The organism is Fredinandcohnia onubensis, from assembly GCF_002734215.1.
GTDB lineage: Bacteria > Bacillota > Bacilli > Bacillales > Bacillaceae_L > Ferdinandcohnia > Ferdinandcohnia onubensis.
The window spans coordinates 97,622-121,848 of the sequence record NZ_NSEB01000006.1 but is presented as its reverse complement, the minus strand read 5'-3'; the positions used below and the strand labels follow the sequence as shown (position 1 = coordinate 121,848).

The following is a 24,227-nucleotide window of genomic DNA, read 5'->3' as shown; positions in this document are numbered from 1 at the left end:
GGAGGAGTTTCGAATGATTTCGGTACATGTACTGATTTTTACCATTTTATTTTCAAAGAAAAATAAACAATAAATTGAAAGGAGCGCCAATGCTAGGCGCTCCTTTTTCTCGCCTTAATTTTGTCAAATTTCTTTAACACAATGTTCAAAAGTGGATAACGTTTACATAGTTCGTAAGTGATAAAGTAAAAGTAAGAAGTACATCTCTTTATGGAGGATGATGGATATGTTTATGATCGTTATGGGGCTTGTCATTACAGCTGTTATTGCCATTATTATTGGAACAGAGGTAAGTGTAGAATTATAGGATAGTAAGATAAGAAAAGGGTGGACTGCATAACCAGCAGTCCACCCTTACTTTATGTCCTTCTTTTTTCTTTTTCTGCCCGATAAAATTCATGGAACATTTTCATTAATGCACGCTTTTCAATCCGCGAGACATAACTTCTTGAGATACCAAGCTCTTTTGCAATTTCACGCTGTGTTTTTTCCTTCTTTAAATCAAGTCCGAACCTGCCCACAATTACTTCTTTTTCCCGGTCGTCGAGTACATCGATGTATTCTTTAATCTTCTCGAGCTCCATATTTAATTGGATGGTTTCAATCACATCTTCCGTTTCAGATTTCAACACATCAATTAGACTAATTTCATTTCCTTCTTTATCCTGGCCGATTGGATCATGAAGAGAAACATCCTTTTTTGTCTTTTTTAGAGCTCGCAAATGCATTAAAATTTCATTTTCGATACAACGAGCAGCATACGTAGCCAGTTTAGTACCTTTTCCTTGTGAATAGCTTTCGATAGCCTTTATCAAACCGATCGTCCCAATTGAAATGAGATCCTCTGTGTCCTCGCCTGTGTTTTCGAATTTTTTTACTATATGAGCAACTAACCTTAAATTATGTTCAATTAACACATTCCGAGCATGTTCATTTCCCTCGGCTAACAATTGTAAGTATTTCTTTTCATCAGAAGATGATAACGGTTGAGGAAAAGCATTATTTTTTACATAGGATACTAAAAATAATAATTCTTTTACAAAATAGCCTAATGCTGCTAAAAGTCCAGACATTCGCTCACCTCCACATATATCGTAGTGTATGTATGCATATCCATTACACCACTACTAGGCGTTTGCCCATTACTTAATGTTATGTAGGAAGTTGCTTCCATGTGTCTGTCCAATGTAAAAAAGCTGAGGATAGTACAAAAGAAGAACTTTTATACTCCATCAGCCATAAATTTCGAATAAGTTTACTTTATAATTGTATAAAATGGTGCAATTGCTATTATTAAAGCGAATCCAAAAACAACGATGGAACCGGGTTTGTTTTTATCTTTCCAGAGGGTGATGGAAAAGCCAACTGTATAAAGAATGGCAATTGTCATCATCAAATAAATAAATGCATCCATACCTTAATCTCTAATCCTTTCATAACTTGGTAATTCCGACTGTCGCCCAAATTCAGTAAAAGTGATATCCATATTTATGCTAAAATCTGCTTCAGGATAGGATCTCATCCAATCATAGTTTTCCCATTGTGGGATGGTTAAGAAATGTTTTCTAGCGACTAGAGAAAAACCAAAGAGGTCAGCTTTGAATTCCTCCTGTGAACGTTTGATTAAGTCATTTATTCTTTGTTCAAAGCCTTTCTTAATGTGATTCTTTAATTCGGCTCTTTTTTTTTCATCATCAGCATAACTTACCATACTATGGTCTGTTAAAATTTTTGCTTGGATAGGAAGATTGACCTTGATAATTGGTACTGGCTTTGATACATCAACCGTTATTTTTGGAGAGGTTACTTGAGTAAAGCGTGCTGTAATATAATAATTTTTTTTAAAGGGATCCGGGAAAGCAACTAAAAAACTAGGGTTAATTGCCTCTTTGTTTAGCAATAGAGTTAATCGAGTCTCTTGCACCGATAATTTTCCAATCATTTGTCCCTCTTTAAAGACTGCAGAACCAAGAAATTGAGCAGGGTTGGTATCGCCAGTTATATTTAAGTTTCCAGCGATGAAATTTTCATCAACGTTTTTTCTCGCAGTAACTTCGTCTTGTTTAGTCGTAGCATAGGCAGAAATAAATAGGTCTGCATCTGCCTCAGTGATTCTAAAAAAATTGTGTATTTTAGAATCTGGAACATATCCAATTTCAGTTGCATGATCGAACATTGTTTCAAAATATTCATGCCTTCTTGTTTCAAGTTTTGGTTTGTTTCGATCAATAAAAGTCACTGCATTTTCCTTCGTAACTATGATTTTCGAATCTCGCCTAATTTCACGGTCCTTGGTTGCATCATACATCCAGCGAACAAAATCCTTATCTTTTGCGAGCTCCTCTGAAACAATAAAGAAATCTAGAATGTCGTATGTAATAGCCTTAGCTATTACAGCGTTAGCGATATTTTGTGAGTGAATAAAACTTGAGGCATTGAATGTGATTGTTTCATGTGTTGGCTCACTTGTGCCTCCTCCTTGTTGTGTTGAACCAGCTTCTGGATTAGAGATTAGATAAGTTATTTTTATAAAGCCTTTAACATCTGATTTGTCTAGACCAATTCCAAGTACATAAGCTCTTTGATCAATCTCCTCCATATCCCAGCAGCCGACTAACATCAATAAGGGAAAAAGTATAAAGAAGTGCCTAATTATTTTGGCTTGTTTTTTCATGTTTCAAATCTCCTTTAAGTTTTGCGAATAACCACATGACACAAGGAAATAAAAGAAACAAAGGGCTGAGAATATTAAGTAGAACTTCTCTTATCTTAAAGACTGTGAACGTAGGCGCCTCTGGTGCAATCCCGAAAATAACAACAATTGTCGCAATAATTGGCGTTAGATATTCAAATTTTTTAATATTACATATTCCTCCGATAAATATGGCAATTAAATATAAATAGACTGTAAAACGAATAAATGAGGCTATTATCCAAAATGGAAAGAAAAAGGTTTCAATATTTGTTAAAAATCCTACCCTAATTAAGCGTATTAATTCTTGATAAGGATAATCAATCATTTTTAATCCCTCATAATCGAAGACAAGTAAATAGATAATAAATGAAATAGTAATCTCAATAATCACAATAGAAAATGCAATCCAGGTTCCTTTTTTATAGGCTTTTGCTGATACAATGTAGGGAGCAATTAATCCCAAAAAAAAGAATTCTACAAAAATAGATACATGGGTTGTACTCCTTTTTACTACTTCTACAATTCCTGGACCTAAAAGTGGAAAAATAAAGGTTGAACTACTTTCTTTTAATCCTAAAATTAAGGAAATTAATAATGAAAATTTTATATAGAAAAGTACCAGCCATGAAACGGTTCCAATATGTTCAATGCCTTTTTTTGCGCCATAAGAACAAACAATCATTAACACGGAATAGATAATTAATGTTGGCGTTTCTGTAAAATACATTGTTCCAATAATGTCAACATAAATGGCGGAGTCAAAAGTGAGACCAATAAAACCAGAAAGGACTAGAATACAGGACAGAAAAGTTCCTATATATCTTCCAAATAAATGTAGGATGACATCATGTAAATTTTTATTTTTGTAAGCTGTTATAACTTTTAAAGTTAGATAAATTGGGATAATTGAAAGCAACCCAATTATAATGGGAGCCATCCATAATGCGTTACTAAGGTAGTCTACGAAAATGGCAGGGGTATCATCAGAAAGCTTCACACCAACAACCAAGATTACCATAGCAACATATTCTCTTATTCCAATTTTTCCTTTCGATTGCTCCATTTTTTAGTCCTCAGCTTTTTTTATGACGTCTTTTGGCTTTAGATAACCAGGACGAATTCTTTCACTCTTTAAAATCTGTCTGATGATTGTATCCTTAGATGAAAGGTATTTTGGTGACATTGGGGATAAGAATGGAACACCAAAAGATTTTATGGAAACCATATAAAACATCCCAACAGTAAACAAAGCAGTCATACCAAAAATACCAAATAGGCCAGCAGAAAGAATAATAATGAAACGTATGATTCTTATCGCAAAATTCATGCTTACATCACTTAGTGTAAATGAACAAAGACCACTTAATGCTACAACAATAACTACAATCGGACTGACAATGTTTGCCTGTACAGCTGCCTGACCTAAAATAAGGGCCCCAACAATCCCAATTGTCGGTCCGATAGGATTAGGGACTCGAAGTCCTGCTTCTCGTATAAGTTCGAAAGCTATTTCCATCATTAATATTTCTACAAGTGAAGGGAAAGGAACTTTTTCACGAGTTGCAGATATAGCTAATAAAAGATCAGTGGGGACCATTTCTGAATGGTAATTCGTTACTGATACATAAATAGCTGATGCGAAAAGAGTAATAAACAATGCACATACACGTAATACCCGGATGAAATTTCCATAAATAAATCGTAAATAATGATCTTCAGGGTTATGAATAAAAGACCAAAATGTTGCCGGTAGTATTAATGCCGCTGGAGAGTTATTCATTAATAAGACTATATATCCGTCTTCTAAAAAAGAAGAAGTACGATCAGGTCTTTCCGTATATAACATACTAGGGAAAATAGATTTCGGCCTTTCTTCGATATATTGTTCTAATAGAGAGAGGTTTTGGATGGCATCGACATCTAATGCATTTACTCTCTCTTTTATATTTTTGATCATTTTGTCGTTGGCAAGATCCTTGATATATAGAATATACAGTTCGTTATGAGATCGTTTAGATATAGTAGATTGCTCTACAATTAAGTTTTCACTTCTAATCTTTTTCCGTATTAGTGATATATTTGTATCTACGTGTTCGTTAAATGCTTCCTTTGGGCCTTTAATGACAACTTCATTTTCGGCTTTTTCAACGGATCTGCTTTGAAAATTAGAAGTTCCGAAGACAAATGCCACTTGCTCACCGTCAATTAGTAATATTGCATTTCCTTGATTTGCACCCGTAACAATATCCTGTATTTGTTGTGCCTTTGTAAAAGATTGGACTTCAAGAAGGTTTTGAATTTCCTTTGATGAATCTTCATTTTTTAGCAAAGGCTCAAGTATATGTTCACTAATCATGTCTATATCAGTAATGGTTGAAATAAACAATATAGCTGCTTTTTTATTTAATCCACCGATCGTAAAATTATGGATTTTTACATCATTGTTTTCGGGTATTGAATATATCTTCTTTAATGTTGAAATATTGATCTGAAGTTCGCGATTGATTTCCTGCTTTTTAATATGAATATCTTCTGCAGCGGATTCTTCCGGATATTGTTCAGGGTCTAGTTTTGCGTTATTAAACTTTTCTAGATAGCTTTGAATTATATTCTTCTTCATTACAAACAACTCCGGGTTTTTCCTAAGTTTGCCACCAAAGGTAAAATTTAATTCAAAGAGTGTAAAAGAGTGAGAAAGTCAAAATCCTAACGAAAAGATAGAAATTTTTTAAAAATCCATTTATAATGAATCATATAAATTATTTAGGGAGACTAAATAATTAGAAGGGGGAAATAATTTTGAGCACGAGTACATATGAACAAAAATGGGATTTAGATGTATTTTTCGAAGGAGGTAGCAGTTCACCTGCATTTCACTCCTTCTTGGAAGCGCTACATAATGAACTTTCAGAATTCAATGCTTTAGTTGATGCTTTTCAAGTACCAACAAATGAGAAAGATAAAGACGAATTGTTAAACATACTAAATGCATTCCAATCATCTTTCAAAAAGCTTCGTCAAGCAGGTGCCTTTGTTAGCTGTTTGACAGCCCAGGATACAACAGATCGTGGTGCTACTCTTTTACAAGGAAAAACAACACAGTTAAGTGCACAACTTCAATCCGTTCTTACTGCTTTCGATCAAAAGCTGGTTGCAATAGAGGAGTCTGTTTGGAATAATCTTTTATCAGAGGAGCCATTAAATGAGCTATCGTATGTATTAGAGGAAAGAAGAACGAGAGCAAAAGAAAAGCTAACTCTCGAGCAAGAAAACCTTATTAATGCTTTAGGGGTTGATGGCTATCATGCATGGGGACAGCTTTATAATATGGTAGTTGGAAACATCAAAGTTCCATTTGAGGAAAATGGGGAAGAAAAACAGCTTTCTGTTGGACAAGCATTCAACAAATTTTCTAGCTCTGACCGTAATGTTCGCAAGACAATGTTTGAGCAATGGGAAAAAGCTTGGGCTGAACATTCAGATTATATTGGTGAGTCGCTGAATCATCTTGGCGGGTTCCGTTTAAATGTATATAAAGCACGTGGTTGGGACAATGTGCTCCAAGAACCGCTGGATATAAACAGAATGTCTAAAGAAACGCTTGAAACCATGTGGTCTGTCATTACGGAATCCAAGGCTCCATTTGTTGAGTATTTGAACCGTAAAGCAAAGGTATTAGGTCTAAATAAACTTAGTTGGTATGACCTGGATGCACCTGTTGGACAATCTGAAACAAAGGTTTCCTATCAAGAAGGTGCGGAATTTATTTTAGAACAATTTAGTAAGTTTGGTACTGAGCTTACTGAATTTACCCAAAAAGCATTTGAAGATAGTTGGATTGAGGCTGAAGATCGTCCTGGTAAGCGTCCAGGCGGATTCTGCACAAGCTTCCCTGAAAGCAATCAGTCAAGAATCTTTATGACGTTCTCGGGAACACCATCTAATGTATCAACGCTTGCTCATGAGCTTGGCCATGCATTCCATCAGCATGCAATGGCAGGGGTTCACACGTTAAACCGTAGTTATGCAATGAATGTGGCAGAAACTGCATCCACGTTCGCAGAAATGATTGTCGCTGATGCTTCTGTAAAAAATGCAAAATCAGAAGACGAAAAGCTTGCACTTCTAGAGGATAAAATTCAAAGAAGTGTTGCATTTTATATGAATATCCATGCTCGTTTCCTATTTGAAACAAGATTCTATGAGGAGCGCAAACAGGGAATTGTAAGCACAGAACGTCTTAATGAACTTATGCTTGAAGCGCAGAAGGAAGCATACTGTGGAGCATTAGAGGAATACCATCCACAATTCTGGGCGTCAAAAATGCATTTCTATATAACGGGAGTCCCTTTTTATAACTTCCCATATACATTTGGTTATTTATTCTCTTTAGGTATTTACGCGAAAGCATTAGAAGAGGGAACAGATTATGAAGAGAAGTACATTGCACTGTTAAAGGATACAGCAAGCATGAAAGTAGAAGATCTTGCTGCAAAACATTTAGGTGTTGATTTAACAAAGCGTGACTTCTGGGAAAAGGCAGTAAAACTTTCGATAAAAGATGTTGAGGAATTTTTAGAACTAACAAAGTAATAAAGAAAAGCAAAGGTATCTGGAGCTAGACAAGTAAAAAACACCTATCTGCTGTTAAAAGTGGATAGGTGTTTTTGAATTTGAATTAAACTTTCCTTAATTTAAATGAACCAACCATCAGGAAGGACAGAATAATCATGAGGTAAATAAAAAATTGAGGAGAAACATAAGGGATTGCTAAGAAGCTTAATGTCAAAAGACAGCCTGCAGCTGTAATTGGTAAGCCAACGAAGAAGCCTTTATTGTCGCTAATATTAAATTTTGCTAAACGAAATGCTCCGCATCCGATATAAAAAACGGTGAAAAACATTCCTGGTGCTCCGAATTCATGAATAATTCCTTGGTATAATAAAAGTGCAGGTGCGACTCCAAATGAAATAATATCACACATCGAGTCAAGCTGTTTTCCGAGCTCTGATTCAATTTGAAACTTTCTTGCTACCATTCCATCAAATCGATCAGCAAGAGCAGCTAAAAAGATCAACAATAATCCTAAGTTTAATTCGTTTTTAAGAATAAATAATATTGAAAAACCACCTAGGCTTAAGTTAATTAAAGTAAGAATATTAGCTGTGTGTGCTTTAAGCTTTTTAAAAGTTGAATCTAAATATTCTAATAAAAACATCTCATCACTCCTTTCTTGGAAAAGTCTTTGTAAAAAGGACCAAAAATCAATAAAATAGTATAGTATCACTTTATTAATCTTATTTTATTCGTTCTATTTTGCTTTTGTAAAGAGAATTGTTATATCCTAGGAGGAATTGGGTTTGCAAAAATGGCTTTATCGCTTTTTTATAGAATTAACAAATCATCGTTTTTCATCGGCGATTTTAAAAAAATTTTCACAATCAAGAGTTAGTGCTATACTTATTCCGAGTTATGCGAAAATATACAAGATTAACCAAGCAGAAATGGAAAAAAACTTGACTGAGTTCTCAACCTTACATGACCTTTTTATAAGACGGCTTAGAAAAGAAAGTAGGCAAATCGACCAAACCGAAAATACGGTGATTAGTCCTGTTGATGCTGTCATTGAAGAAACGGGGATTATTACCGCTTCAAAAGAAATGATTGTAAAGGGTAAGCACTACCAGGTTGCGGAAATGCTCGGTGATGAAGAGTCGCTTTCAAAATACATAGGTGGTACCTTCCTTATTCTTTATTTAAGCCCAAGCCACTATCATCGAATTCACAGTCCAATTTCTGGAGTCGTAACGAAGCAATGGGAATTAGGTCGGAAATCGTATCCAGTTAATCGACTAGGGTTAAAATATGGTAGAGACCCTTTATCCAAGAACTTTAGAAAAATCACAGAAATAAAGGGCAATGATTCATATGTTGCGATGATAAAGGTTGGTGCAATGTTTGTAAATAGTATAGAAACTACATATACAAGTGATACTGTGGAAAAAGGGAAAGAAATTGCGTACTTTTCATTTGGCTCAACCGTCATATTGTTATTTGAAAAAGACAGTTTTATGCTTAGCCCTGAAATGAATGCCTCGACAGATATTAAAGTAGGTGAAGTTTTAGGGGTCATGAATGATAAAGAAAAAAAGAGCCACTAAATGGCTCTTTAAATAAATGAATTATGATATATTTCTAATTTTATGTCCCAATGATCTGCGCATTATTTCAGTTTCAATAAGGTGAATAAAATCAGGACTTAGCTTTAATTTTATTGCTTTAAAATAAGATTCAACTAACAAGTCATCTGATAATTTTTTCATATCATACTGCCAATAGTTGGCCATTCACCTCCTAAATTATTTACGTGTATTATGTTCTAATGTATCTCATGTTGCATATACTATTATGTTATTCTTTGTTGTTAAATTAACTCTATCACGAAAAAAATAATAGAACAACCGTTCTGTTATCCACAGGAATTGGTGGATAACCTGTGGGTATTTTGTTTATAAAATTTGGAAATCTATGTATATCGCTGTGTGAAATGTGCATAAGATTATCCACAGGTGTTGAAATTTACTGACTTTTGTCGAAAACTTTTTATTTTTTGTATAAAATATGAAATATTATCATGCATTTTGTCATCTTTTTGCTTTGTGGAAATCATATTAATTCGTTATGATAGGATGGGTATAAAAAGGGTAGTCCGAGAGAGGTGTAAACAAATTGTTAAATGTTTTTTTACCAAATGAACATGTGAAATCAGTTTTTGAGGTTTCACCAAGCAAATTAAAAGAACTAGGCATCAAAGGTGTCATTACAGATTTAGATAATACTTTGGTAGAATGGGATCGCCCAAGTGCAACTCCAGAACTTGTTGAATGGTTTAAGGAGATTAAGGAGCAAGATATTACCGTAACAATTGTCTCAAATAATAATGAAAAACGAGTAAAAGAATTTGCAGATCCGCTAGGAATTCCATTTATTTTTGAGGCGAGAAAACCTTTGGTACGTGCTTTTAAGCGCGCAGTAAAGGAAATGGGTCTACAAAAGGATGAAGTTGTTGTAATCGGTGATCAACTTCTAACAGATGTCTTCGGTGGGAACCGGAGTGGCTTGCATACGATTCTAGTTGTTCCAGTTGCCCAAACAGACGGTTTTTTTACAAAATTTAACCGCCTAGTTGAAAGAAGAATATTAACTTGGATGAAGCGTCGTGGAATGCTTTATTGGGAGGATTAAATAGAGTGGAACAAGAAAAAATTAGCTGTATTGGCTGTGGAGTAGAAATCCAAACAGCTGACGAAACAAAATTAGGATATGCACCAGCATCTGCATTAGAAAAGGATAAAGTCATATGCCAACGATGCTTTAAATTAAAGCATTATAATGAAGTGCAAGATGTTTCTTTAACGGATGATGACTTTTTAAAAATCCTACATGGGATCGGCTCTACCAATGCATTAATCGTAAAAATTGTTGATATATTCGACTTTAACGGCAGCTGGTTACCAGGTCTTCACAGATTTGTGGGGAACAATAATATACTATTAGTCGGTAATAAAGTGGATTTGCTACCGAAATCGGTGAAACCAAAAAAACTAGTAAATTGGATGAAAGAATCATCTCGAGATCTTGGCTTAAAACCGGTTGATGTCTTTTCAATCAGTGCAGAAAAAGGTACAGGCATCAAGGAGGTAGCTGAAGCAATTGAGCATTATCGCTCAGGAAAAGATGTATATGTAGTAGGGTGTACGAATGTCGGAAAGTCTACATTCATCAATCGTCTGATTAAGGAATTTAGTGGAGAGAAAGAGGACATCATCACTACTTCTCACTTCCCAGGTACAACATTAGATATTATTGATATTCCTCTTGATGAGGAGCATTCCTTATTTGATACTCCAGGAATAATCAATCACCATCAAATGGCACACTTTGTATCAAAACAAGACTTAAAAGTTATTACACCTAAGAAAGAAATTAAACCGAAAGTCTTTCAGTTAAATGAAGGACAAACCTTGTTTTTTGGTGGTTTAGCAAGGTTTGATTTTGTAAGTGGTGGCAGACAGTCTTTCGTTTGTCATTTCTCAAATTTGCTAAATATCCATCGTACAAAACTTGAAAATGCCGCTGAACTATATGAAAAACATCTGGGTGAGATCTTGCAGCCTCCTGGCAAAAATGAACTAGATGATTTTCCACCACTGGTTGCCCATGAATTCATGATCAAAGAAGCGAAAACAGATATTGTTTTCTCTGGATTGGGTTGGGTAACGATTAATGAACCACATACGAAGGTAGTAGCTCATGTTCCAAAGGGCGTTGGGGTTATGATAAGAAAATCATTAATCTAAAAAAAGATAGTAGTAAAATGAATGGTAATGGGTGAGGAAATGGAAAAGGTATATGGGGTAATTGGAAGTCCCATTTCACATTCGATGTCACCGATGATGCACAATGATATTTTTGAACATTATAATCTTAATGCCAGATACCATGCTTTTCATGTGGAACAAGACCAGGTGAAAGCTGCAATTGAAGGAATAAGGGCACTCGGGGTATCAGGAATTAATGTTACAATTCCACATAAAGTAGAGGTAATCGACTATTTAGATGAAATTGAAGAGGTTACTAAGAATATCGGTGCAGTGAATACGATTGTAAATGAAAATGGGAAATTAGTTGGCTATAACACGGACGGAAATGGATTTATCCGTTCATTAAATCGTGTCATCAGTAATGAGGAATTGCGTTCTTCGGATGTATTGATAATCGGAGCCGGTGGTGCAGCTAGAGGCATATTTATCTCATTAGCAGCAATGGGTGTGCAAAGAATTGATATTGTAAATCGTACGGTTGACCGAGCAAAAGCCATTATTGATGATTGCAAATTCGAGGTTCACTCGCATGCACTTGTTTTTGCGGATGCAGAGAGTAATCTAGGTAAATATAAAGTCATTATCAATACAACTTCAGTTGGTATGCATCCCAAGGTGGGTGACACGCCGCTTAGACTGGAGAATTTGGCTCCAAAAACAATCGTAAGTGATATCATTTATAATCCATTTGAAACTAAGCTCTTGCGTGAAGCTGCAAAGCGTGGTGCAATTACGCAAAATGGGATTGGAATGTTTGTTAATCAGGGTGCTTTAGCATTCGAAAAATGGACAGGAATATTTCCAGATACGGTTAGAATGGAAAAACTAGTTACAAAGCTATTAGGAGGAAAAACATGCTAACAGGTAAACAAAAACGATTTTTGCGATCCAAAGCCCATCATTTAGATCCAATCTTTCAGGTTGGAAAAGGTGGGGTAAATGACAACATGGTTAAACAAATCAGCGATGCGCTAGAAGCTCGTGAACTATTAAAGGTAAGTGTCCTTCAAAACTGCGAGGATGACCGCGATACGGTAGCGCAAGAGTTGAGCAAAGGTGCAAAAGCTGAATTGGTTCAAATCATTGGTAATACCATTGTGCTGTACAAAGAGTCTAAAGAAAACAAGCAATTGGAGCTACCAAAGGCTAACAAGTAAGCATCCAAATAAGGAGGTTGAAAAGGACCGAAAATTTCAAGGCGGCGCAGCTTTGAGTACCGGAGGGTATGCAGTTAATCCGTGAGGAACGGAGAAGCAAGCCAACGCAGAAATTTGATGGGTCATTTTCGGCCGACTAGGAGGGAAAAAATGAACCATATCGGAATCATAGGTGGTACATTTGATCCGCCACATATTGGTCATTTATTCATTGCTTCAGAGGTATTAACACAGCTAAATCTTTCAGAGGTTTGGTTTATGCCCAATCGTATACCTCCACACAAAGAACGGAAAAGTTATGTGACCGATGGGGAGCGGGTTGAAATGCTCTCTTTAGCTATTTCAGGCCAACCAAAGTTCAAGTTACAGCCAATTGAACTGGATAGAGAAGGCCCCTCATATACATACGACACAATTCTATTGTTACGTAAACAATATCGTAATACAAAGTTTTATTTTATCATTGGTGGGGACATGGTCGAATATTTGCCACATTGGCATAAAATTGATGAACTCATGGATATGATTACGTTTGTTGGGGTGAAAAGACCGGGATATTCCTTTCCGACTCAATATCCAATCATAGAAGTTGATGTTCCTCAATTAGATATCTCTTCTTCAATGATAAGAAAGAGGCTGAGGGAAAATAGAAATACAATGTATTTAGTTCCTGAAAAAGTACGAAACTATATAGAGGAGAAGCATTTATATGGAACGTGATAGGGCCCTAGAGCTTGTTAAAGAACAATTAACGGAGCACCGTTATCAGCATACACTTGGTGTTATGGAGACAGCCATTGAACTGGCCAAACGTTATGATGCTGATGTGAAAAAGGCCGAAATGGCTGCCATATTCCATGACTATGCGAAATTTAGATCAAAGGAAGAGATGAAGCAGGTCATCATCGACCAACATATGCCAACGGATTTATTAATTCATAATACAGAACTTTGGCATGCGCCAGTTGGAGCCTACCTTGTTAAAATAGAGGTAGGGATTCAGGATGAAGAAATCCTTGATGCAATCCGTTTCCATACATCTGGACGTGAAAGAATGACTCTGCTTGAGAAGGTAATTTTTGTCGCAGATTACATAGAGCCAGGTAGACATTTTACAGGTGTAGACGAAGTTAGAGAAGTCGCAAAACAGGATTTAGACACAGCCCTCATCTACTCATTAAGAAACACCATCATGTTTTTGGCAAAAAAAAATCAAGCAATTTATCCAGATACGTTGCAAACATACAATGCATTAATCTTAAATAAAAAGGGGGAATCCTAGGGTGAATGAAAGAGACATCTTAACATTTGCAGTTCAAGCCGCTGACGATAAGCGCGCTGAAAATATTGTCGCATTAAATATGAAGGGGTTATCCCTTGTTGCCGATTATTTTTTAATCTGCCACGGAAATTCTGAAAAACAAGTACAAGCAATTGCACGTGAAATTAAAGACAAAGCGGATGAAAATGGTATTCAAATTAAACGCCTAGAGGGCTTTGATGAAGCAAGATGGGTACTTGTTGATCTAGGAGATGTCATTGCTCACGTATTTCATAAAGACGAGCGTACCTACTATAATTTAGAACGTCTTTGGGGAGATGCGCCTACTGAAACAGTAGAAGACGTGCTAAGTTTATGAGCTATGGAGAATTTGCCTATATCTACGATGAACTAATGCGTGATGTGGATTATGAGCAATGGATTTCGTTCTTTAAAGAGAGAGTTACACATGATAATAAAATACATCCCCTGCGTGTTCTTGATATAGGATGCGGAACAGGTGAAATTGCTATTCGACTTGCAAAAGAGGGCTATGAGGTTGTTGGGGTAGATCTCTCTGAGGATATGCTGGCAGTCGCGAATAACAAAGCCATGGAAGCTGGAGTGAGGGTTGAGTTTTACCAACAGGATATGGTGGAAATCTCGGGGTTAGACCCATTTGATGTGATTGTCATTTTCTGTGATTCCCTTAACTATCTACGTACAGAAGAAGATGTGCAGAAAACCTTTCAAAATGTATTCAAGCTTTTGAAACACGATGGACTTTTATTGTTTGATGTTCATTCCGTTTATAAAATGGACTCCATTTTTATGGATGGGCCATTTGTGAGCAGTGATGAAGAGGTTAGTTTTATTTGGAATTGTTTTGAGGGAGAACATCCTCACAGTGTAGAACATGAATTATCGTTTTTTGTGAAAAATGAACATAATGATGATTATACGAGATTTGACGAATTTCATGAACAGCGAACCTTTCCGATTCAAACGTTTCAAAATTGGCTTGAGGAAATTGGTTTTAAAGTCATTGATGTGCTTGCTGATTTTAATAATCAAGTTCAGGAGACTTCTGAACGGATATTATTTACTGCAAAAAAATAGAGGGTCAGACGATGTCTGCCCTCGTTTTATTTTGTCGAGAAAAAATGAGTATTCCTATTTAGGAAGGAACATGATATATTTATCGAGATGGAGTCTCGTTAAATTGTTTATTCACTTCGCAAATGTCCTCATCAAATTTTCGATGGGTACTCCTAAATAGTTCTTCAAATAACTCGCCGATATTTTCTTCCATTGCCTTAATACCTTCCCCAGTTACACCACCTTTTACACATACTTTTTCCTGGAGAGTAGGTAACGTATAAATTTCCTTTTCGAGCAATTTCCCCATTCCGACAATCATTTCACTAGCTAATAGTGTTGCTTGTTCCTCTGTGATTTTCGTTTCCTTCACTGCTGCATTTATAAACTTTCTCACAAGATAAGTAAAAAACGCAGGGCCACAGCTTACAATATCAGAAGCGACTCTTGTAATGTCGTTATTTATGTGAACCGGAGCAGAAATTTGCTCAAAAAGAAATTCTAAATAATCCTTAAATCTACTGCTAATGCTGCTTCCAAAAGTAAATAAGGATACGCCTGTTAGTGCGCGATTTGTAATACTTGGAATAATACGTGCGACCTGACAATTCACAATTGATTCGAGCTGTTCAACAGAAATCGGACTCGTAATTGAAACGATACATTTACTACTCGTTAGGCAAGGAGATAATTGGTGTAAAAGGGGGTGAATTTCCAAAGGTTTTACACAAATGAAAATTAAATCAGAGCCTTTTACAACGTCTTCATTTGTCGCTACAACGGTGATATCTGGCAAGGAGTTCTTAATGGCTATTGCTTTTTCAATCGTACGATTTGTTATCGTTAATTTCGAAGGCGGAACAGCAAGAGATTCTACAAAGGACTCTATTAAAATTTTCCCCATATTTCCTGTACCAATAAACCCTATATTCAAGTTCGTCCCTCCTTTACAGACTATTCTCCTAACACAATATGTATTCCCGTAAGAAATTATGAATGATTTTTCTAAAAGAATAAAAAACAAAGGAGACCAAATCATGAATCTTAGAGAAAAAAAGATTAAGTTAATTTTTATGAGTTGTGGAATTTGTCTAATTATCTTTATTATCTTCTATAATATTTTTGGACATGGAACTAGAGCAGAACCGTACGAGGTAGAAGAGGATTTGCTTCTTGAACCAAACGTTGATGAAGAGCCCGTTGCAAAGGAAGAGATTAAGGTAATTCTTGTTGATATCAAGGGTGCGGTACATAATGAGGATGTATTTGAGGCCGATGATGGGATGAGGATTAAGGACGTTATAGAGATGGCGGGGGGATTTACTGAAGATGCAAACATTAAGCAAGTGAATTTAGCACAGCGAGTGGAGGATGAAATGGTTATTTACGTTCCACGCATTGGTGAGGATTTCGAAATGGAGAACAATTTGTCCTCAAAAAGCGATGGAAAGATTTCTTTAAATAAGGGAACGCAGGCAGATTTTGAGACCTTATCAGGAATTGGCCCATCTAAAGCGGCAGCGATTATTACATTCCGTGAAGAAAATGGACCGTTTAAACAACTTGAGGACCTGATGGAAGTTAGCGGAATTGGGGAAAAATCCTTTGAGAAAATAAAAGACGAGCTCAAATTAAATTGACGGTTTGTACAAATAACCGATAAAATAATTGTAAGATTTTGTTGAAGGGATGGGGGAAATTTTGAATCGAATCAAATGGGATCAATATTTTATGGCACAAAGCCATTTACTTGCATTAAGAAGTACATGTACTCGACTAACAGTTGGGGCAACAATTGTACGAGATAAGCGAATTATTGCAGGGGGCTATAATGGCTCTGTGTCTGGAGGTACACACTGTTCAGATGAGGGGTGTTATGTAGTCGAAAATCACTGTATAAGAACCGTTCACGCTGAAATTAATGCATTACTGCAATGTGCCAAGTTTGGAGTACCTACAGAAAATGCGGAAATCTATGTTACTCATTTTCCATGCCTCCAATGCACAAAAGCAATTATTCAAGCAGGGATTAAGGTTGTCTATTATGCGGAAGATTATAAAAATCATCCTTATGCAATAGAATTACTTGAGAATTCAAATGTAAGAATTGAGAAGGTTCCTCTTCAAGAAATGGTGATTGACTTAAAATCAAAAGAGAAATTAGCATTTGTTAATGATTTAATAGAAAAATTAACAGAGTCAGGTGCGGATGATAGAGAAATAGAGAAGTTGCATGAGAAGACTGCTGCGCTATTTTCAAATATCGGTTAGTTTGATAAATAAGTATGGGGACTATGTAAAAGGAAAGCTTATTTTTCTTGCATCCTTTGCAATATTTGGAATACTAGTCCCCTATACATCTTTTTCATGGTTAAGTATAATCCTCACACTACTCTTATTAGGTTTTATCATAATCCGCCACCATTTCTCTCTCTTTATCCTCAGTATTATTACTCTATTTACTTTTATGTGTATTTTTACCATCATCGACTCCAACAATCACACAAAATTGAATCCTACCACAGAAAGGATTGAAGCGGAAATAGTTGAAGCACCATCTATTAATGGTGACAAGCTATCCGTTATCGTAAATACTTTAAGGGATGAAAAACTGCTGTTAGTTTATTACATCGAAACGGAAATCGAGAAAAAGCAACTAAGCACTTCTGTTCGTATAGGGTTAGTTTGTACCTTTAATGGAAGCTTAAAAGAACCCCAAGTAGCACGGAATCCCAATTCCTTTAACTATAAACAATATTTGTATACACAAAAAATCCATTGGATTTTTGAAGCGAATGAAATGAAGGCAGAAGAATGTTTTTTAAACGAAAAGTGGACGATAAATCATTTGCTTCTAAATATAAGAGATGCTGGAATCCGTCATATTGATACTTATTTTGATGGCTCAACTGCAGGAATAATCCAGGCATTGATATATGGGGAAAGAACAAATATCGCAAGTGAAATAGAAAATTCCTACCAATCATTAGGATTGATACATTTATTGGCGATATCAGGACTGCATGTAAGTCTCATGACAGGGATGTTTTACTTTTTGTGTATACGCTTCGGCATGACACGTGAAATAACCGCAATTTTACTGTTATGTTTACTACCAGCATATATCTTAATTGCCGGTGGCTCCCCCTCGGTTATTCGCTCCGTTTTAATGAGTATGCTTTTATTAGCAAGTATGATGTGGTGGAAAAAAGGCAGTATCCTTGATGTCATTAGTTTTGCCTGCATGACCATGCTGGTGTTTAATCCGTACTATATCGTAAATATCGGTTTTCAATTGTCCTTTTTAGTAAGTGCATCCTTGATCCTTTCTTCAAGAGCCATTTTTAAATACTATCCAACTACAATTGCTTCTTTATTTGTCGTTTCATTGTTATCGCAAATTACTTCAATGCCGGTTCTGCTCTTCCACTTTTATGAGTTCTCGTTATTGAGCTTACCTCTTAATATGCTGTATGTCCCATTATATTCAGTTGTGATTTTACCATTTGCCTTACTCACTGTATTTTTGCTGAGCATATTCGCCCCGATTGGCCAAATCTTTGCTGCAATGCTTTCGTGGATGCTCGAAATACTAAATCAGGTGACAGTTTGGGTATCCCAATTCACTTTCGCTTTATTGACACCAGGTAAACCTGGGTTAGTCTTAATGATCCTGTATTGTGCATCTATTCTATATTTTTTAATTTGTTGGGAAAAGAGAAAATCCTTGATGCAAAGTGCGCTTCTTGCTCCGATTGTAGTCTTAATTTTTCATATGCTATTGCCCTATCTAAATCCATATGGTGAAATGACCATGCTTGATGTTGGGCAAGGCGATAGTATTTTTATTGAGCTACCGTACCGAAAAGGAACGTATCTCATTGACACTGGTGGAAACATTCAGTTTGATCAAGAGCAATGGCGAGAAAGAAGGAAAGAATTCTCGACTGCCAATATTATCATTCCATTCCTAAAATCAAAAGGAGTACGAAGTTTAGATAAGCTAATCATTACCCACGGTGACCAAGATCATATCGGTGGTGCGAAGGAAATTATTGAAAAAGTGAGGATTAATGAAATCGTCTTAGGAAAAAACAAGAAGGATGCCAAACAAGAAATAGAGTTGAAGAAAATAGCTACTAAAGAAGGGATCCCCATCCATTTAGTTGAACGTGGACAAAAATGGCAGGAAGGAGGAAATACATTTTATATCCTTGCCCCAAAAGGAGATGAAATGGTGGAAAATGATAATTCAATCGTAATTTTTACACGGTTTGGTGGTCTACGTTGGTTATTTACAGGTGATATCGAAAAAGAAGTGGAGCTTGAGCTTATCAATACATATAAAAACATGAGGATTGATGTTTTAAAGGTGGGGCATCATGGAAGCAAGACATCGTCATCGGAGAGCTTTATTCAACACATTCATCCAAAAATTGCCCTAATCCCTGTGGGTGTGAATAATCGTTTTAATCATCCACATCCAGATGTGATTAATCGATTAAAACAAGAAAAAATCAAGGTATATAGAACGGACACAAATGGAGCCATACAATATCGTTTTTTCAAAAATTCAGGAACCTTTATAACCACAATTCCATAAGATACAGTAAAGGCAAGGAACGTAAAAAGACTGCCATATATGGGCAGTCTTGGTTTTGACAGTATGTATTCTGTCGAAATTAAGCTCCGATAATTTTAATTAATGTTGCGATAATGAAAATTATTGCGAAGAAGCCAAATGATGCAACGAAAGCTACTCCAGCATCGATAACGTCATTTCGTGTGTTTTTTATATTCTTTTCAAATTCGTTCACGCCTAACCCCTCCTAAACAGTTATAGTATAGCCTAACTAGTCAAAAAAATCTATAATTCCTTTAAAAAGTTGGTTTTGTTTTACTAATCAAAAGTTAGAAACCTCAGGTAAATAAAACAAAGCCAAAAAAAGGTAGCACCCTTTTTCCCCTATTATCCGATACTCTTCCTTTATTAACAACACTTGTCACAAATAGTTCAAAAAAACAATGTAAATCCTAATAGTACATAAGAACAACATCACAGCAATCGTCAGGTTACAAATAATCATTACTCGACAAGATACCCGGGGCTTGTTTGGTAATGTTTCTATAGATAGGGAATTGGCTAAAACCAATTCCCTTTGAATTTTTATGGAGGTTGAAAAATTTGTGTTTTACCGATACGATTAGATAAGAATTGAAGGCTTACAGTGGAGAGGAATATGTATGAATTTAGAGCTTTGGAAAAAAATTAAGAAAAGGCAATTTGCCCCTGTTTATTTATTACATGGTTCAGAAACCTTTTTAATACAGGAAACAAAGGAGTTACTGATCAAATATAGCATTGAAGAGGAAGAAAAAGATTTTAACCTATCTATTTTTGATTTAGAGGAGACTCCCGTTGAAATTGCATTGGCTGATGCTGAGACCCTTCCTTTTATGGGAGAAAGACGCCTGGTTATTTTACAAAATCCACACTTTTTAACAGCTGAAAAGAGTAAGGAAAAGGTTGAACATAATGTAACGGTACTTGAACAATATTTAAATGAACCTGCTCCTTTTACGATTCTTGTCATTACGGCACCGTATGAAAAGTTAGATGAGCGGAAGAAGATTGTTAAACAGTTAAAGAAAAATGCTGAAGTGTTGACTGTTAACACATTATCTGAAAAGGATTTACATAGCTGGATAACTGAAAGAACGAACCAACATCAGGTTACTATTTCACCCTCTGCGATTCAGGAACTGTTACATGTGGCAGGGACGAATCTTATGAACATAACCCAAGAAATCGATAAAATGTGTTTATATCTTGGGGGAAATGGAGAGATAACTGAGGAAACCGTGAAATTGCTGGTACCCAGGTCTTTGGAGCAAAATATCTTTTCGTTGATTGATAAGGTAGTGAATAGGAAACTCGATGAGGCACTAAGAATATTTTATGACCTTTTGCAAAACAATGAAGAACCCATCAAAATATTATCTTTGCTTGCTACACAGTTTAGATTGATTTTTCAGGTGAAGGAGCTTTCTAGACAAGGCTACGGACAACAACAGATTGCTGGAAATCTTAAAGTTCATCCGTTCCGGGTCAAGCTTGCGGGTGGACAAGCAAATTTATTTACACAGGAAGAATTACTGGGGATTTTGAGCCAGCTAGCTGAAGCTGACTATGAAATGAAAAATGGGAAAAAGGATAAGAAATTAATTTTGGAATTATTTATTATGAAGTTAGGGAAGTAAAATAAACGCAAAAAAAAAACGACTCAAATCGAGTCGTTTATTTATTATGCGTTAACCTCGTTAAGTTTTTTCGCTAGACGAGATTTTTGACGGTCAGCAACATTTTTATGGATAAGACCTTTACGAGCCGCTTTGTCAAGCTTGCTTGAAGCAGTAAGATAAGCTGCTTTTGCGTTTTCAACGTCATTGTTAGCAACTGAAGCTTCAAAGTTTTTTACAGCAGTACGCATTGCAGACTTAACAGTTGCATTATGAGCACGGCTTTCATCACTTGTTTTTACACGTTTGATAGCTGATTTAATATTTGGCATACTTTCACCTCCTGCGAATATCAAGATGATCTAACACGCAATCATCTACGAAACTTAACGAAAACCTTCTCTTATAAAGTTTTCTTCGCTTAATGATCTCTTATACATTCATTGATACTCTGATGTTACAACAAAAGTTATTCTATCAAATTGGCTGTGAGAATGCAATACCAATCTATTTCCTACTTGATAAAAATTGCATGAACCACATTTTAACAGGTAAAGATATAGATACTATGTAAAAATTGGAGGTCATTGGAATGGGAGAACAACTAGACTTATCAAAATACTCTGTTCGTACTGACTTAGCGCTAGAAGCAAGCGCAATGGCAGTCGAGGAACGAAATAAAACACTAAAAGAAGATCAACAGCCCGTATCAGAAATTGACGGTGTCATCATAAAAGAGAGGCAAGAGGATGGAATTACCATCTCCACAGTCGAAATTACTGAGGAAGGCGCTAATGCAATCGGAAAGAAAAAAGGTAATTATTTAACACTAGAAGTTCAGGGGATACGGCAAAAAGATTCAGAACTTCAGCAAAAGGTGCAAGAAGTATTTGCAAAGGAATTTAATCATTTTTTATCAAAACTAAATATTGGGAAAGATGCTAGTTGTCTAGTCGTTGGTTTAGGAAATTGGAATGTCACACCAGATGCGCTTGGGCCGTTGGCAGTTGAAAACCTGGTCATAACAAGACATCTCTTTGAGCTCCAGCCTGAAAATGTGCAGGATGGCTTTCGCTCTGTAAGTGCGATTGCACCAGGGGTGATGGGATTAACAGGAATCGAAACAAGTGACATCATCTACGGAGTCATCGAAAAATCAAAGCCTGATTTTATTATTGCCATCGACGCATTGGCAGCACGTTCGGTTGAGCGGGTGAATTCAACGATTCAAATATCAGACACTGGTATCCATCCGGGTTCTGGGGTTGGAAACAAACGTAAAGAATTAAGTAAGGATTCTTTGGGTATTCCCGTAATCGCAATTGGAATTCCAACAGTTGTTGACGCTGTTTCAATTACAAGCGATGCGTTTGATTTTATTTTAAAGCATTTTGGTAGAGAGCTTAAAGAAGGGGATAAGCCTTCACGTTCTCTCATTCCTGCAGGTATGACTTTTGGAGAGAAAAAAGTACTAACAGACGATGACTTGCCTGGTGAGCAAGAAAGAAATACTTTCTTAGGGATCGTCGGAACTCTACCAGAGGATGAAAAAAGAAAATTAATTCATGAAGTACTGTCACCTCTTGGTCATAACTTAATGGTTACCCCAAAAGAGGTCGATGTCTTCATTGAGGACATGGCAAATGTGATAGCGGGTGGCCTTAATACTGCATTACATGGTGAAATTGGCCAAGATAATTCAGGTGCATATACTCATTAATAAAATTGAATAGATTCTATCATTTCAGTTCTACTAACTCTTGTTTGCTCATATCAATATGATAGACAAACCATTGAGGAGGTAGAATATGAAGGGCTTTCGATCTCAAGGAATGATGATCTCAATTCAAGGAACCAGCGTTGTAAAAGGGATTCTATTCCTCATATTTAGCTTTATTTTATTGTTTACGATAACGGGAGCAATTGTCTCTCTTAAACCAGAATTTAGAATAAGTTCTTCGTCTATAAGTAATGTTGCAACAAATCTTTCAGGGGAAGCACTTGTTCATTTATTAGGGTATGAAAACCATTATTTCGTTCAAGGCTTACCTGAATCTACTACGAAACCAGACTATGTAGGAGCTGTTTTTAAAGCAGCGACAAACCTTACATTAGATGACCCACGGAGCTTCTTAGGCAGGGAGCTCCCAGGGTTCTCGATATTTGACGGGAAGATCATTGTAGCAGGTGAAGGAACCAATTACACGAATATGCCGATAGAGTCTCCGCCACCATTAGATGTTTTACTAGATGAAAGAAAAGTCGCTACCCAAAATGTTGAACAGGCAGAAAAGCCTGCTAAACCTGTGCCACCACCAACGATGACAACCGGCGAAAAAAAAGTTGCCTATATATATCACACCCACTCATCAGAAGCCTACTTCCCACATTTAAAAGGCGTGGATACAAATAATGCGAATAATGCAAGACATCCTGAAGTGAATGTAACAAAAGTAGGGGAAATGCTTCAGCAAGAATTAGAGGCAAGAGGAATTGGTACAGATATTGATAAGACAAATATGGATCAGTATATAAAAGGAAAAGGATACAATTGGTATCAATCATATAAAGCTTCTGGCGAGATTATGGCTAGCGCTATGTCAAGTAATAAGGAATTAAATTACTTCATTGATATTCACCGGGATGCACATAGAAAAGAAAAAACCACAGTGACAATTAACGGAAAGTCCTATGCAAAAATAGCATTTATTGTTGGATCAGACAATCCAAACATTGCTAAAAATCTTGAGCTTGCAAATTCGCTCCATGATATATTTGAAAAAAAATATCCAGGTTTAAATCGAGGTATTTTTAAACAAGGTGGAGTTGGCAATAATGGAGTATATAACCAAGATAAATCTGGAAATGCCATGTTAATTGAATTTGGTGGTGTCGATAATAATTTCGAAGAACTCCGCCGAACAACAGCGGCCGTAGCCGATGTCTTAGCAGAATACTACTGGCAAGCTGAGAAAGTGAATGCGAATGAAACGAATAAAGAATAGGCAATAAAGGGAGTAATTCCAATGGTTAAATTCATGATGAAATGTTTTTTAATAGTAACCGTACTTCTTCTGGGCGTATTGATTGGCATGCAGCAGGCGAATGAAGGGATGAAGAAAATGAGGGGCTATAATGACCCCTCCCTTCAAGGCGCCTTTCATATTTCCGACAATAACGGTGAAGTTGAAGCATCTGTCTTAGGCAGAAAGGTCACAAGCCATGACCTAGAAGAAAAACAGAAACAACTTGAAAATGTTGAATCATTTAACTTTTTTTCAAGTATTGGTGAAAAACTAGGAAATGGAATCAGTGCTATTTTTGAAAAAATCATGATTGCTATTGGAAATGGAATTGGAAATTTGCTTGATAAAGTTTAGAGGAGAGCATGC

At 36.2% G+C, this 24,227-nt stretch carries 27 protein-coding genes; 17 read left to right on the top strand and 10 right to left on the bottom strand.

All coding sequences use genetic code 11. The features are described from left to right. Window positions 1-359 precede the first annotated feature (359 nt). The 5 genes from sigK to CKK03_RS07480 form a co-directional block, all read right to left on the bottom strand. A complete protein-coding gene (gene sigK, locus CKK03_RS07495) occupies window positions 360-1,073 on the bottom strand; it encodes an RNA polymerase sporulation sigma factor SigK (protein ID WP_099352185.1) in 714 nt (237 codons plus the stop codon). Between the two features lie 182 nt (window positions 1,074-1,255). Continuing rightward, window positions 1,256-1,414, bottom strand: coding sequence for a hypothetical protein (locus tag CKK03_RS23650; protein ID WP_180271193.1), 159 nt, complete (start codon window positions 1,412-1,414; stop codon window positions 1,256-1,258). Window positions 1,415-1,417: 3 nt separating this feature from the next. Further along, a complete protein-coding gene (locus CKK03_RS07490) occupies window positions 1,418-2,674 on the bottom strand; it encodes a Ger(x)C family spore germination protein (protein ID WP_099361994.1) in 1,257 nt (418 codons plus the stop codon). Next, the gene (locus CKK03_RS07485) at window positions 2,649-3,758 is read right to left on the bottom strand and encodes a GerAB/ArcD/ProY family transporter (RefSeq protein WP_099361993.1); all 1,110 of its coding nucleotides are present in this window, start codon (window positions 3,756-3,758) and stop codon (window positions 2,649-2,651) included. The genes CKK03_RS07490 and CKK03_RS07485 overlap by 26 nt, the downstream gene beginning before the upstream one ends. Before the next feature lie 3 nt (window positions 3,759-3,761). After that, window positions 3,762-5,315, bottom strand: coding sequence for a spore germination protein (locus CKK03_RS07480; RefSeq protein WP_099361992.1), 1,554 nt, complete (start codon window positions 5,313-5,315; stop codon window positions 3,762-3,764). 179 nt (window positions 5,316-5,494) lie between these two features. Here CKK03_RS07480 and CKK03_RS07475 point away from each other — a divergent pair, with 179 nt between their 5' ends. Beyond that, a complete protein-coding gene (locus CKK03_RS07475) occupies window positions 5,495-7,288 on the top strand; it encodes a M3 family oligoendopeptidase (protein ID WP_099361991.1) in 1,794 nt (597 codons plus the stop codon). An 85-nt stretch (window positions 7,289-7,373) separates the two neighbouring features. Here the strand turns inward: CKK03_RS07475 and pssA are convergent, their stop codons facing one another. Continuing rightward, on the bottom strand, window positions 7,374-7,913 hold the full coding sequence (gene pssA / locus CKK03_RS07470) for a CDP-diacylglycerol--serine O-phosphatidyltransferase (RefSeq protein WP_099361990.1): 540 nt from the start codon (window positions 7,911-7,913) through the stop codon (window positions 7,374-7,376). Between the two features lie 142 nt (window positions 7,914-8,055). Here pssA and CKK03_RS07465 point away from each other — a divergent pair, with 142 nt between their 5' ends. Further along, window positions 8,056-8,856, top strand: a complete 801-nt coding sequence (locus CKK03_RS07465; protein ID WP_099361989.1) for a phosphatidylserine decarboxylase — start codon at window positions 8,056-8,058, stop codon at window positions 8,854-8,856. A gap of 21 nt (window positions 8,857-8,877) precedes the next feature. On the opposite strand, the gene CKK03_RS07460 is transcribed toward CKK03_RS07465, so the two are convergent. Then, entirely contained in the window at window positions 8,878-9,018 is a 141-nt protein-coding gene (locus CKK03_RS07460; RefSeq protein WP_099352317.1) for a sporulation histidine kinase inhibitor Sda, read from the bottom strand. Window positions 9,019-9,424: 406 nt separating this feature from the next. Here CKK03_RS07460 and CKK03_RS07455 point away from each other — a divergent pair, with 406 nt between their 5' ends. The 8 genes from CKK03_RS07455 (at window position 9,425) to CKK03_RS07420 (ending at window position 14,616) form a co-directional block, all read left to right on the top strand. Further along, complete coding sequence (locus CKK03_RS07455) at window positions 9,425-9,940, top strand: YqeG family HAD IIIA-type phosphatase (protein ID WP_099361988.1); 516 nt, start codon at window positions 9,425-9,427, stop codon at window positions 9,938-9,940. 5 nt (window positions 9,941-9,945) lie between these two features. Then, window positions 9,946-11,055 carry a ribosome biogenesis GTPase YqeH gene (gene yqeH, locus CKK03_RS07450; protein WP_099361987.1) on the top strand — a complete coding sequence of 370 codons (1,110 nt, stop codon included), beginning with the start codon at window positions 9,946-9,948 and terminating at the stop codon, window positions 11,053-11,055. A 39-nt stretch (window positions 11,056-11,094) separates the two neighbouring features. Further along, on the top strand, window positions 11,095-11,940 hold the full coding sequence (gene aroE / locus CKK03_RS07445) for a shikimate dehydrogenase (RefSeq protein ID WP_099362274.1): 846 nt from the start codon (window positions 11,095-11,097) through the stop codon (window positions 11,938-11,940). Then, window positions 11,934-12,236, top strand: a complete 303-nt coding sequence (gene yhbY / locus CKK03_RS07440) for a ribosome assembly RNA-binding protein YhbY (protein WP_099361986.1) — start codon at window positions 11,934-11,936, stop codon at window positions 12,234-12,236. The genes aroE and yhbY overlap by 7 nt, the downstream gene beginning before the upstream one ends. Before the next feature lie 150 nt (window positions 12,237-12,386). Beyond that, window positions 12,387-12,956, top strand: coding sequence for a nicotinate-nucleotide adenylyltransferase (locus tag CKK03_RS07435; protein ID WP_099361985.1), 570 nt, complete (start codon window positions 12,387-12,389; stop codon window positions 12,954-12,956). Next, window positions 12,946-13,518 (top strand): bis(5'-nucleosyl)-tetraphosphatase (symmetrical) YqeK, encoded by a 573-nt coding sequence (gene yqeK, locus CKK03_RS07430; RefSeq protein WP_099361984.1) that lies wholly within the window; start codon window positions 12,946-12,948, stop codon window positions 13,516-13,518. The genes CKK03_RS07435 and yqeK overlap by 11 nt, the downstream gene beginning before the upstream one ends. Window position 13,519: 1 nt before the next feature. Further along, window positions 13,520-13,876 (top strand): ribosome silencing factor, encoded by a 357-nt coding sequence (rsfS, locus tag CKK03_RS07425; RefSeq protein WP_099352196.1) that lies wholly within the window; start codon window positions 13,520-13,522, stop codon window positions 13,874-13,876. Further along, window positions 13,873-14,616 (top strand): class I SAM-dependent DNA methyltransferase, encoded by a 744-nt coding sequence (locus tag CKK03_RS07420; protein WP_099361983.1) that lies wholly within the window; start codon window positions 13,873-13,875, stop codon window positions 14,614-14,616. Before rsfS ends, CKK03_RS07420 begins: the two co-directional genes overlap by 4 nt. A gap of 79 nt (window positions 14,617-14,695) precedes the next feature. Here CKK03_RS07420 and comER read toward each other — a convergent pair whose 3' ends face one another. Next, on the bottom strand, window positions 14,696-15,529 hold the full coding sequence (comER, locus tag CKK03_RS07415; RefSeq protein ID WP_099361982.1) for a late competence protein ComER: 834 nt from the start codon (window positions 15,527-15,529) through the stop codon (window positions 14,696-14,698). A 103-nt stretch (window positions 15,530-15,632) separates the two neighbouring features. Here comER and CKK03_RS07410 point away from each other — a divergent pair, with 103 nt between their 5' ends. The 3 genes from CKK03_RS07410 to CKK03_RS07400 all read left to right on the top strand — a co-directional run bounded on the left by CKK03_RS07410 (window position 15,633) and on the right by CKK03_RS07400 (window position 19,198). Next, window positions 15,633-16,235, top strand: coding sequence for a helix-hairpin-helix domain-containing protein (locus CKK03_RS07410; protein WP_099361981.1), 603 nt, complete (start codon window positions 15,633-15,635; stop codon window positions 16,233-16,235). 61 nt (window positions 16,236-16,296) lie between these two features. Further along, window positions 16,297-16,866, top strand: coding sequence for a ComE operon protein 2 (locus CKK03_RS07405; RefSeq protein WP_099361980.1), 570 nt, complete (start codon window positions 16,297-16,299; stop codon window positions 16,864-16,866). Next, window positions 16,829-19,198: a DNA internalization-related competence protein ComEC/Rec2 gene (locus CKK03_RS07400; protein WP_099361979.1), complete on the top strand. Its 2,370-nt coding sequence runs from the start codon at window positions 16,829-16,831 to the stop codon at window positions 19,196-19,198. The genes CKK03_RS07405 and CKK03_RS07400 overlap by 38 nt, the downstream gene beginning before the upstream one ends. A 79-nt stretch (window positions 19,199-19,277) precedes the next feature. On the opposite strand, the gene CKK03_RS07395 is transcribed toward CKK03_RS07400, so the two are convergent. Continuing rightward, entirely contained in the window at window positions 19,278-19,412 is a 135-nt protein-coding gene (locus CKK03_RS07395; RefSeq protein ID WP_099361978.1) for a YqzM family protein, read from the bottom strand. A 427-nt stretch (window positions 19,413-19,839) separates the two neighbouring features. Between CKK03_RS07395 and holA the strand changes: the two genes are divergently transcribed. Beyond that, a complete protein-coding gene (holA, locus tag CKK03_RS07390; protein ID WP_099361977.1) occupies window positions 19,840-20,856 on the top strand; it encodes a DNA polymerase III subunit delta in 1,017 nt (338 codons plus the stop codon). A gap of 44 nt (window positions 20,857-20,900) precedes the next feature. Here holA and rpsT read toward each other — a convergent pair whose 3' ends face one another. Continuing rightward, on the bottom strand, window positions 20,901-21,167 hold the full coding sequence (rpsT, locus tag CKK03_RS07385; protein ID WP_099361976.1) for a 30S ribosomal protein S20: 267 nt from the start codon (window positions 21,165-21,167) through the stop codon (window positions 20,901-20,903). A 260-nt stretch (window positions 21,168-21,427) separates the two neighbouring features. Between rpsT and gpr the strand changes: the two genes are divergently transcribed. The 3 genes from gpr (at window position 21,428) to CKK03_RS07370 (ending at window position 24,215) form a co-directional block, all read left to right on the top strand. Continuing rightward, window positions 21,428-22,555, top strand: coding sequence for a GPR endopeptidase (gpr, locus tag CKK03_RS07380; RefSeq protein ID WP_099361975.1), 1,128 nt, complete (start codon window positions 21,428-21,430; stop codon window positions 22,553-22,555). Window positions 22,556-22,643: 88 nt separating this feature from the next. Further along, on the top strand, window positions 22,644-23,840 hold the full coding sequence (spoIIP, locus tag CKK03_RS07375) for a stage II sporulation protein P (RefSeq protein WP_099361974.1): 1,197 nt from the start codon (window positions 22,644-22,646) through the stop codon (window positions 23,838-23,840). 21 nt (window positions 23,841-23,861) lie between these two features. Further along, window positions 23,862-24,215, top strand: a complete 354-nt coding sequence (locus CKK03_RS07370) for a YqxA family protein (RefSeq protein WP_099361973.1) — start codon at window positions 23,862-23,864, stop codon at window positions 24,213-24,215. Window positions 24,216-24,227: the final 12 nt, after the last annotated feature.

Bases quoted from the DNA above. Each gene is read 5' to 3' on its own strand.
- yqeK (WP_099361984.1), top strand. From the start codon at position 12,946: ATGGAACGTGATAGGGCCCTAGAGCTTGTTAAAGAACAATTAACGGAG.
- rpsT (WP_099361976.1), bottom strand. From the start codon at position 21,167: ATGCCAAATATTAAATCAGCTATCAAACGTGTAAAAACAAGTGATGAA.
- spoIIP (WP_099361974.1), top strand. From the start codon at position 22,644: ATGAAGGGCTTTCGATCTCAAGGAATGATGATCTCAATTCAAGGAACC.
- sigK (WP_099352185.1), bottom strand. From the start codon at position 1,073: ATGTCTGGACTTTTAGCAGCATTAGGCTATTTTGTAAAAGAATTATTA.
- CKK03_RS23650 (WP_180271193.1), bottom strand. From the start codon at position 1,414: ATGGATGCATTTATTTATTTGATGATGACAATTGCCATTCTTTATACA.
- CKK03_RS07485 (WP_099361993.1), bottom strand. From the start codon at position 3,758: ATGGAGCAATCGAAAGGAAAAATTGGAATAAGAGAATATGTTGCTATG.
- CKK03_RS07460 (WP_099352317.1), bottom strand. From the start codon at position 9,018: ATGAAAAAATTATCAGATGACTTGTTAGTTGAATCTTATTTTAAAGCA.
- pssA (WP_099361990.1), bottom strand. From the start codon at position 7,913: ATGTTTTTATTAGAATATTTAGATTCAACTTTTAAAAAGCTTAAAGCA.
- CKK03_RS07410 (WP_099361981.1), top strand. From the start codon at position 15,633: ATGAATCTTAGAGAAAAAAAGATTAAGTTAATTTTTATGAGTTGTGGA.
- CKK03_RS07420 (WP_099361983.1), top strand. From the start codon at position 13,873: ATGAGCTATGGAGAATTTGCCTATATCTACGATGAACTAATGCGTGAT.
- yhbY (WP_099361986.1), top strand. From the start codon at position 11,934: ATGCTAACAGGTAAACAAAAACGATTTTTGCGATCCAAAGCCCATCAT.
- CKK03_RS07435 (WP_099361985.1), top strand. From the start codon at position 12,387: ATGAACCATATCGGAATCATAGGTGGTACATTTGATCCGCCACATATT.
- CKK03_RS07400 (WP_099361979.1), top strand. From the start codon at position 16,829: ATGAGAAGACTGCTGCGCTATTTTCAAATATCGGTTAGTTTGATAAAT.
- holA (WP_099361977.1), top strand. From the start codon at position 19,840: ATGAATTTAGAGCTTTGGAAAAAAATTAAGAAAAGGCAATTTGCCCCT.
- CKK03_RS07480 (WP_099361992.1), bottom strand. From the start codon at position 5,315: ATGAAGAAGAATATAATTCAAAGCTATCTAGAAAAGTTTAATAACGCA.
- CKK03_RS07490 (WP_099361994.1), bottom strand. From the start codon at position 2,674: ATGAAAAAACAAGCCAAAATAATTAGGCACTTCTTTATACTTTTTCCC.
- CKK03_RS07370 (WP_099361973.1), top strand. From the start codon at position 23,862: ATGGTTAAATTCATGATGAAATGTTTTTTAATAGTAACCGTACTTCTT.
- gpr (WP_099361975.1), top strand. From the start codon at position 21,428: ATGGGAGAACAACTAGACTTATCAAAATACTCTGTTCGTACTGACTTA.
- aroE (WP_099362274.1), top strand. From the start codon at position 11,095: ATGGAAAAGGTATATGGGGTAATTGGAAGTCCCATTTCACATTCGATG.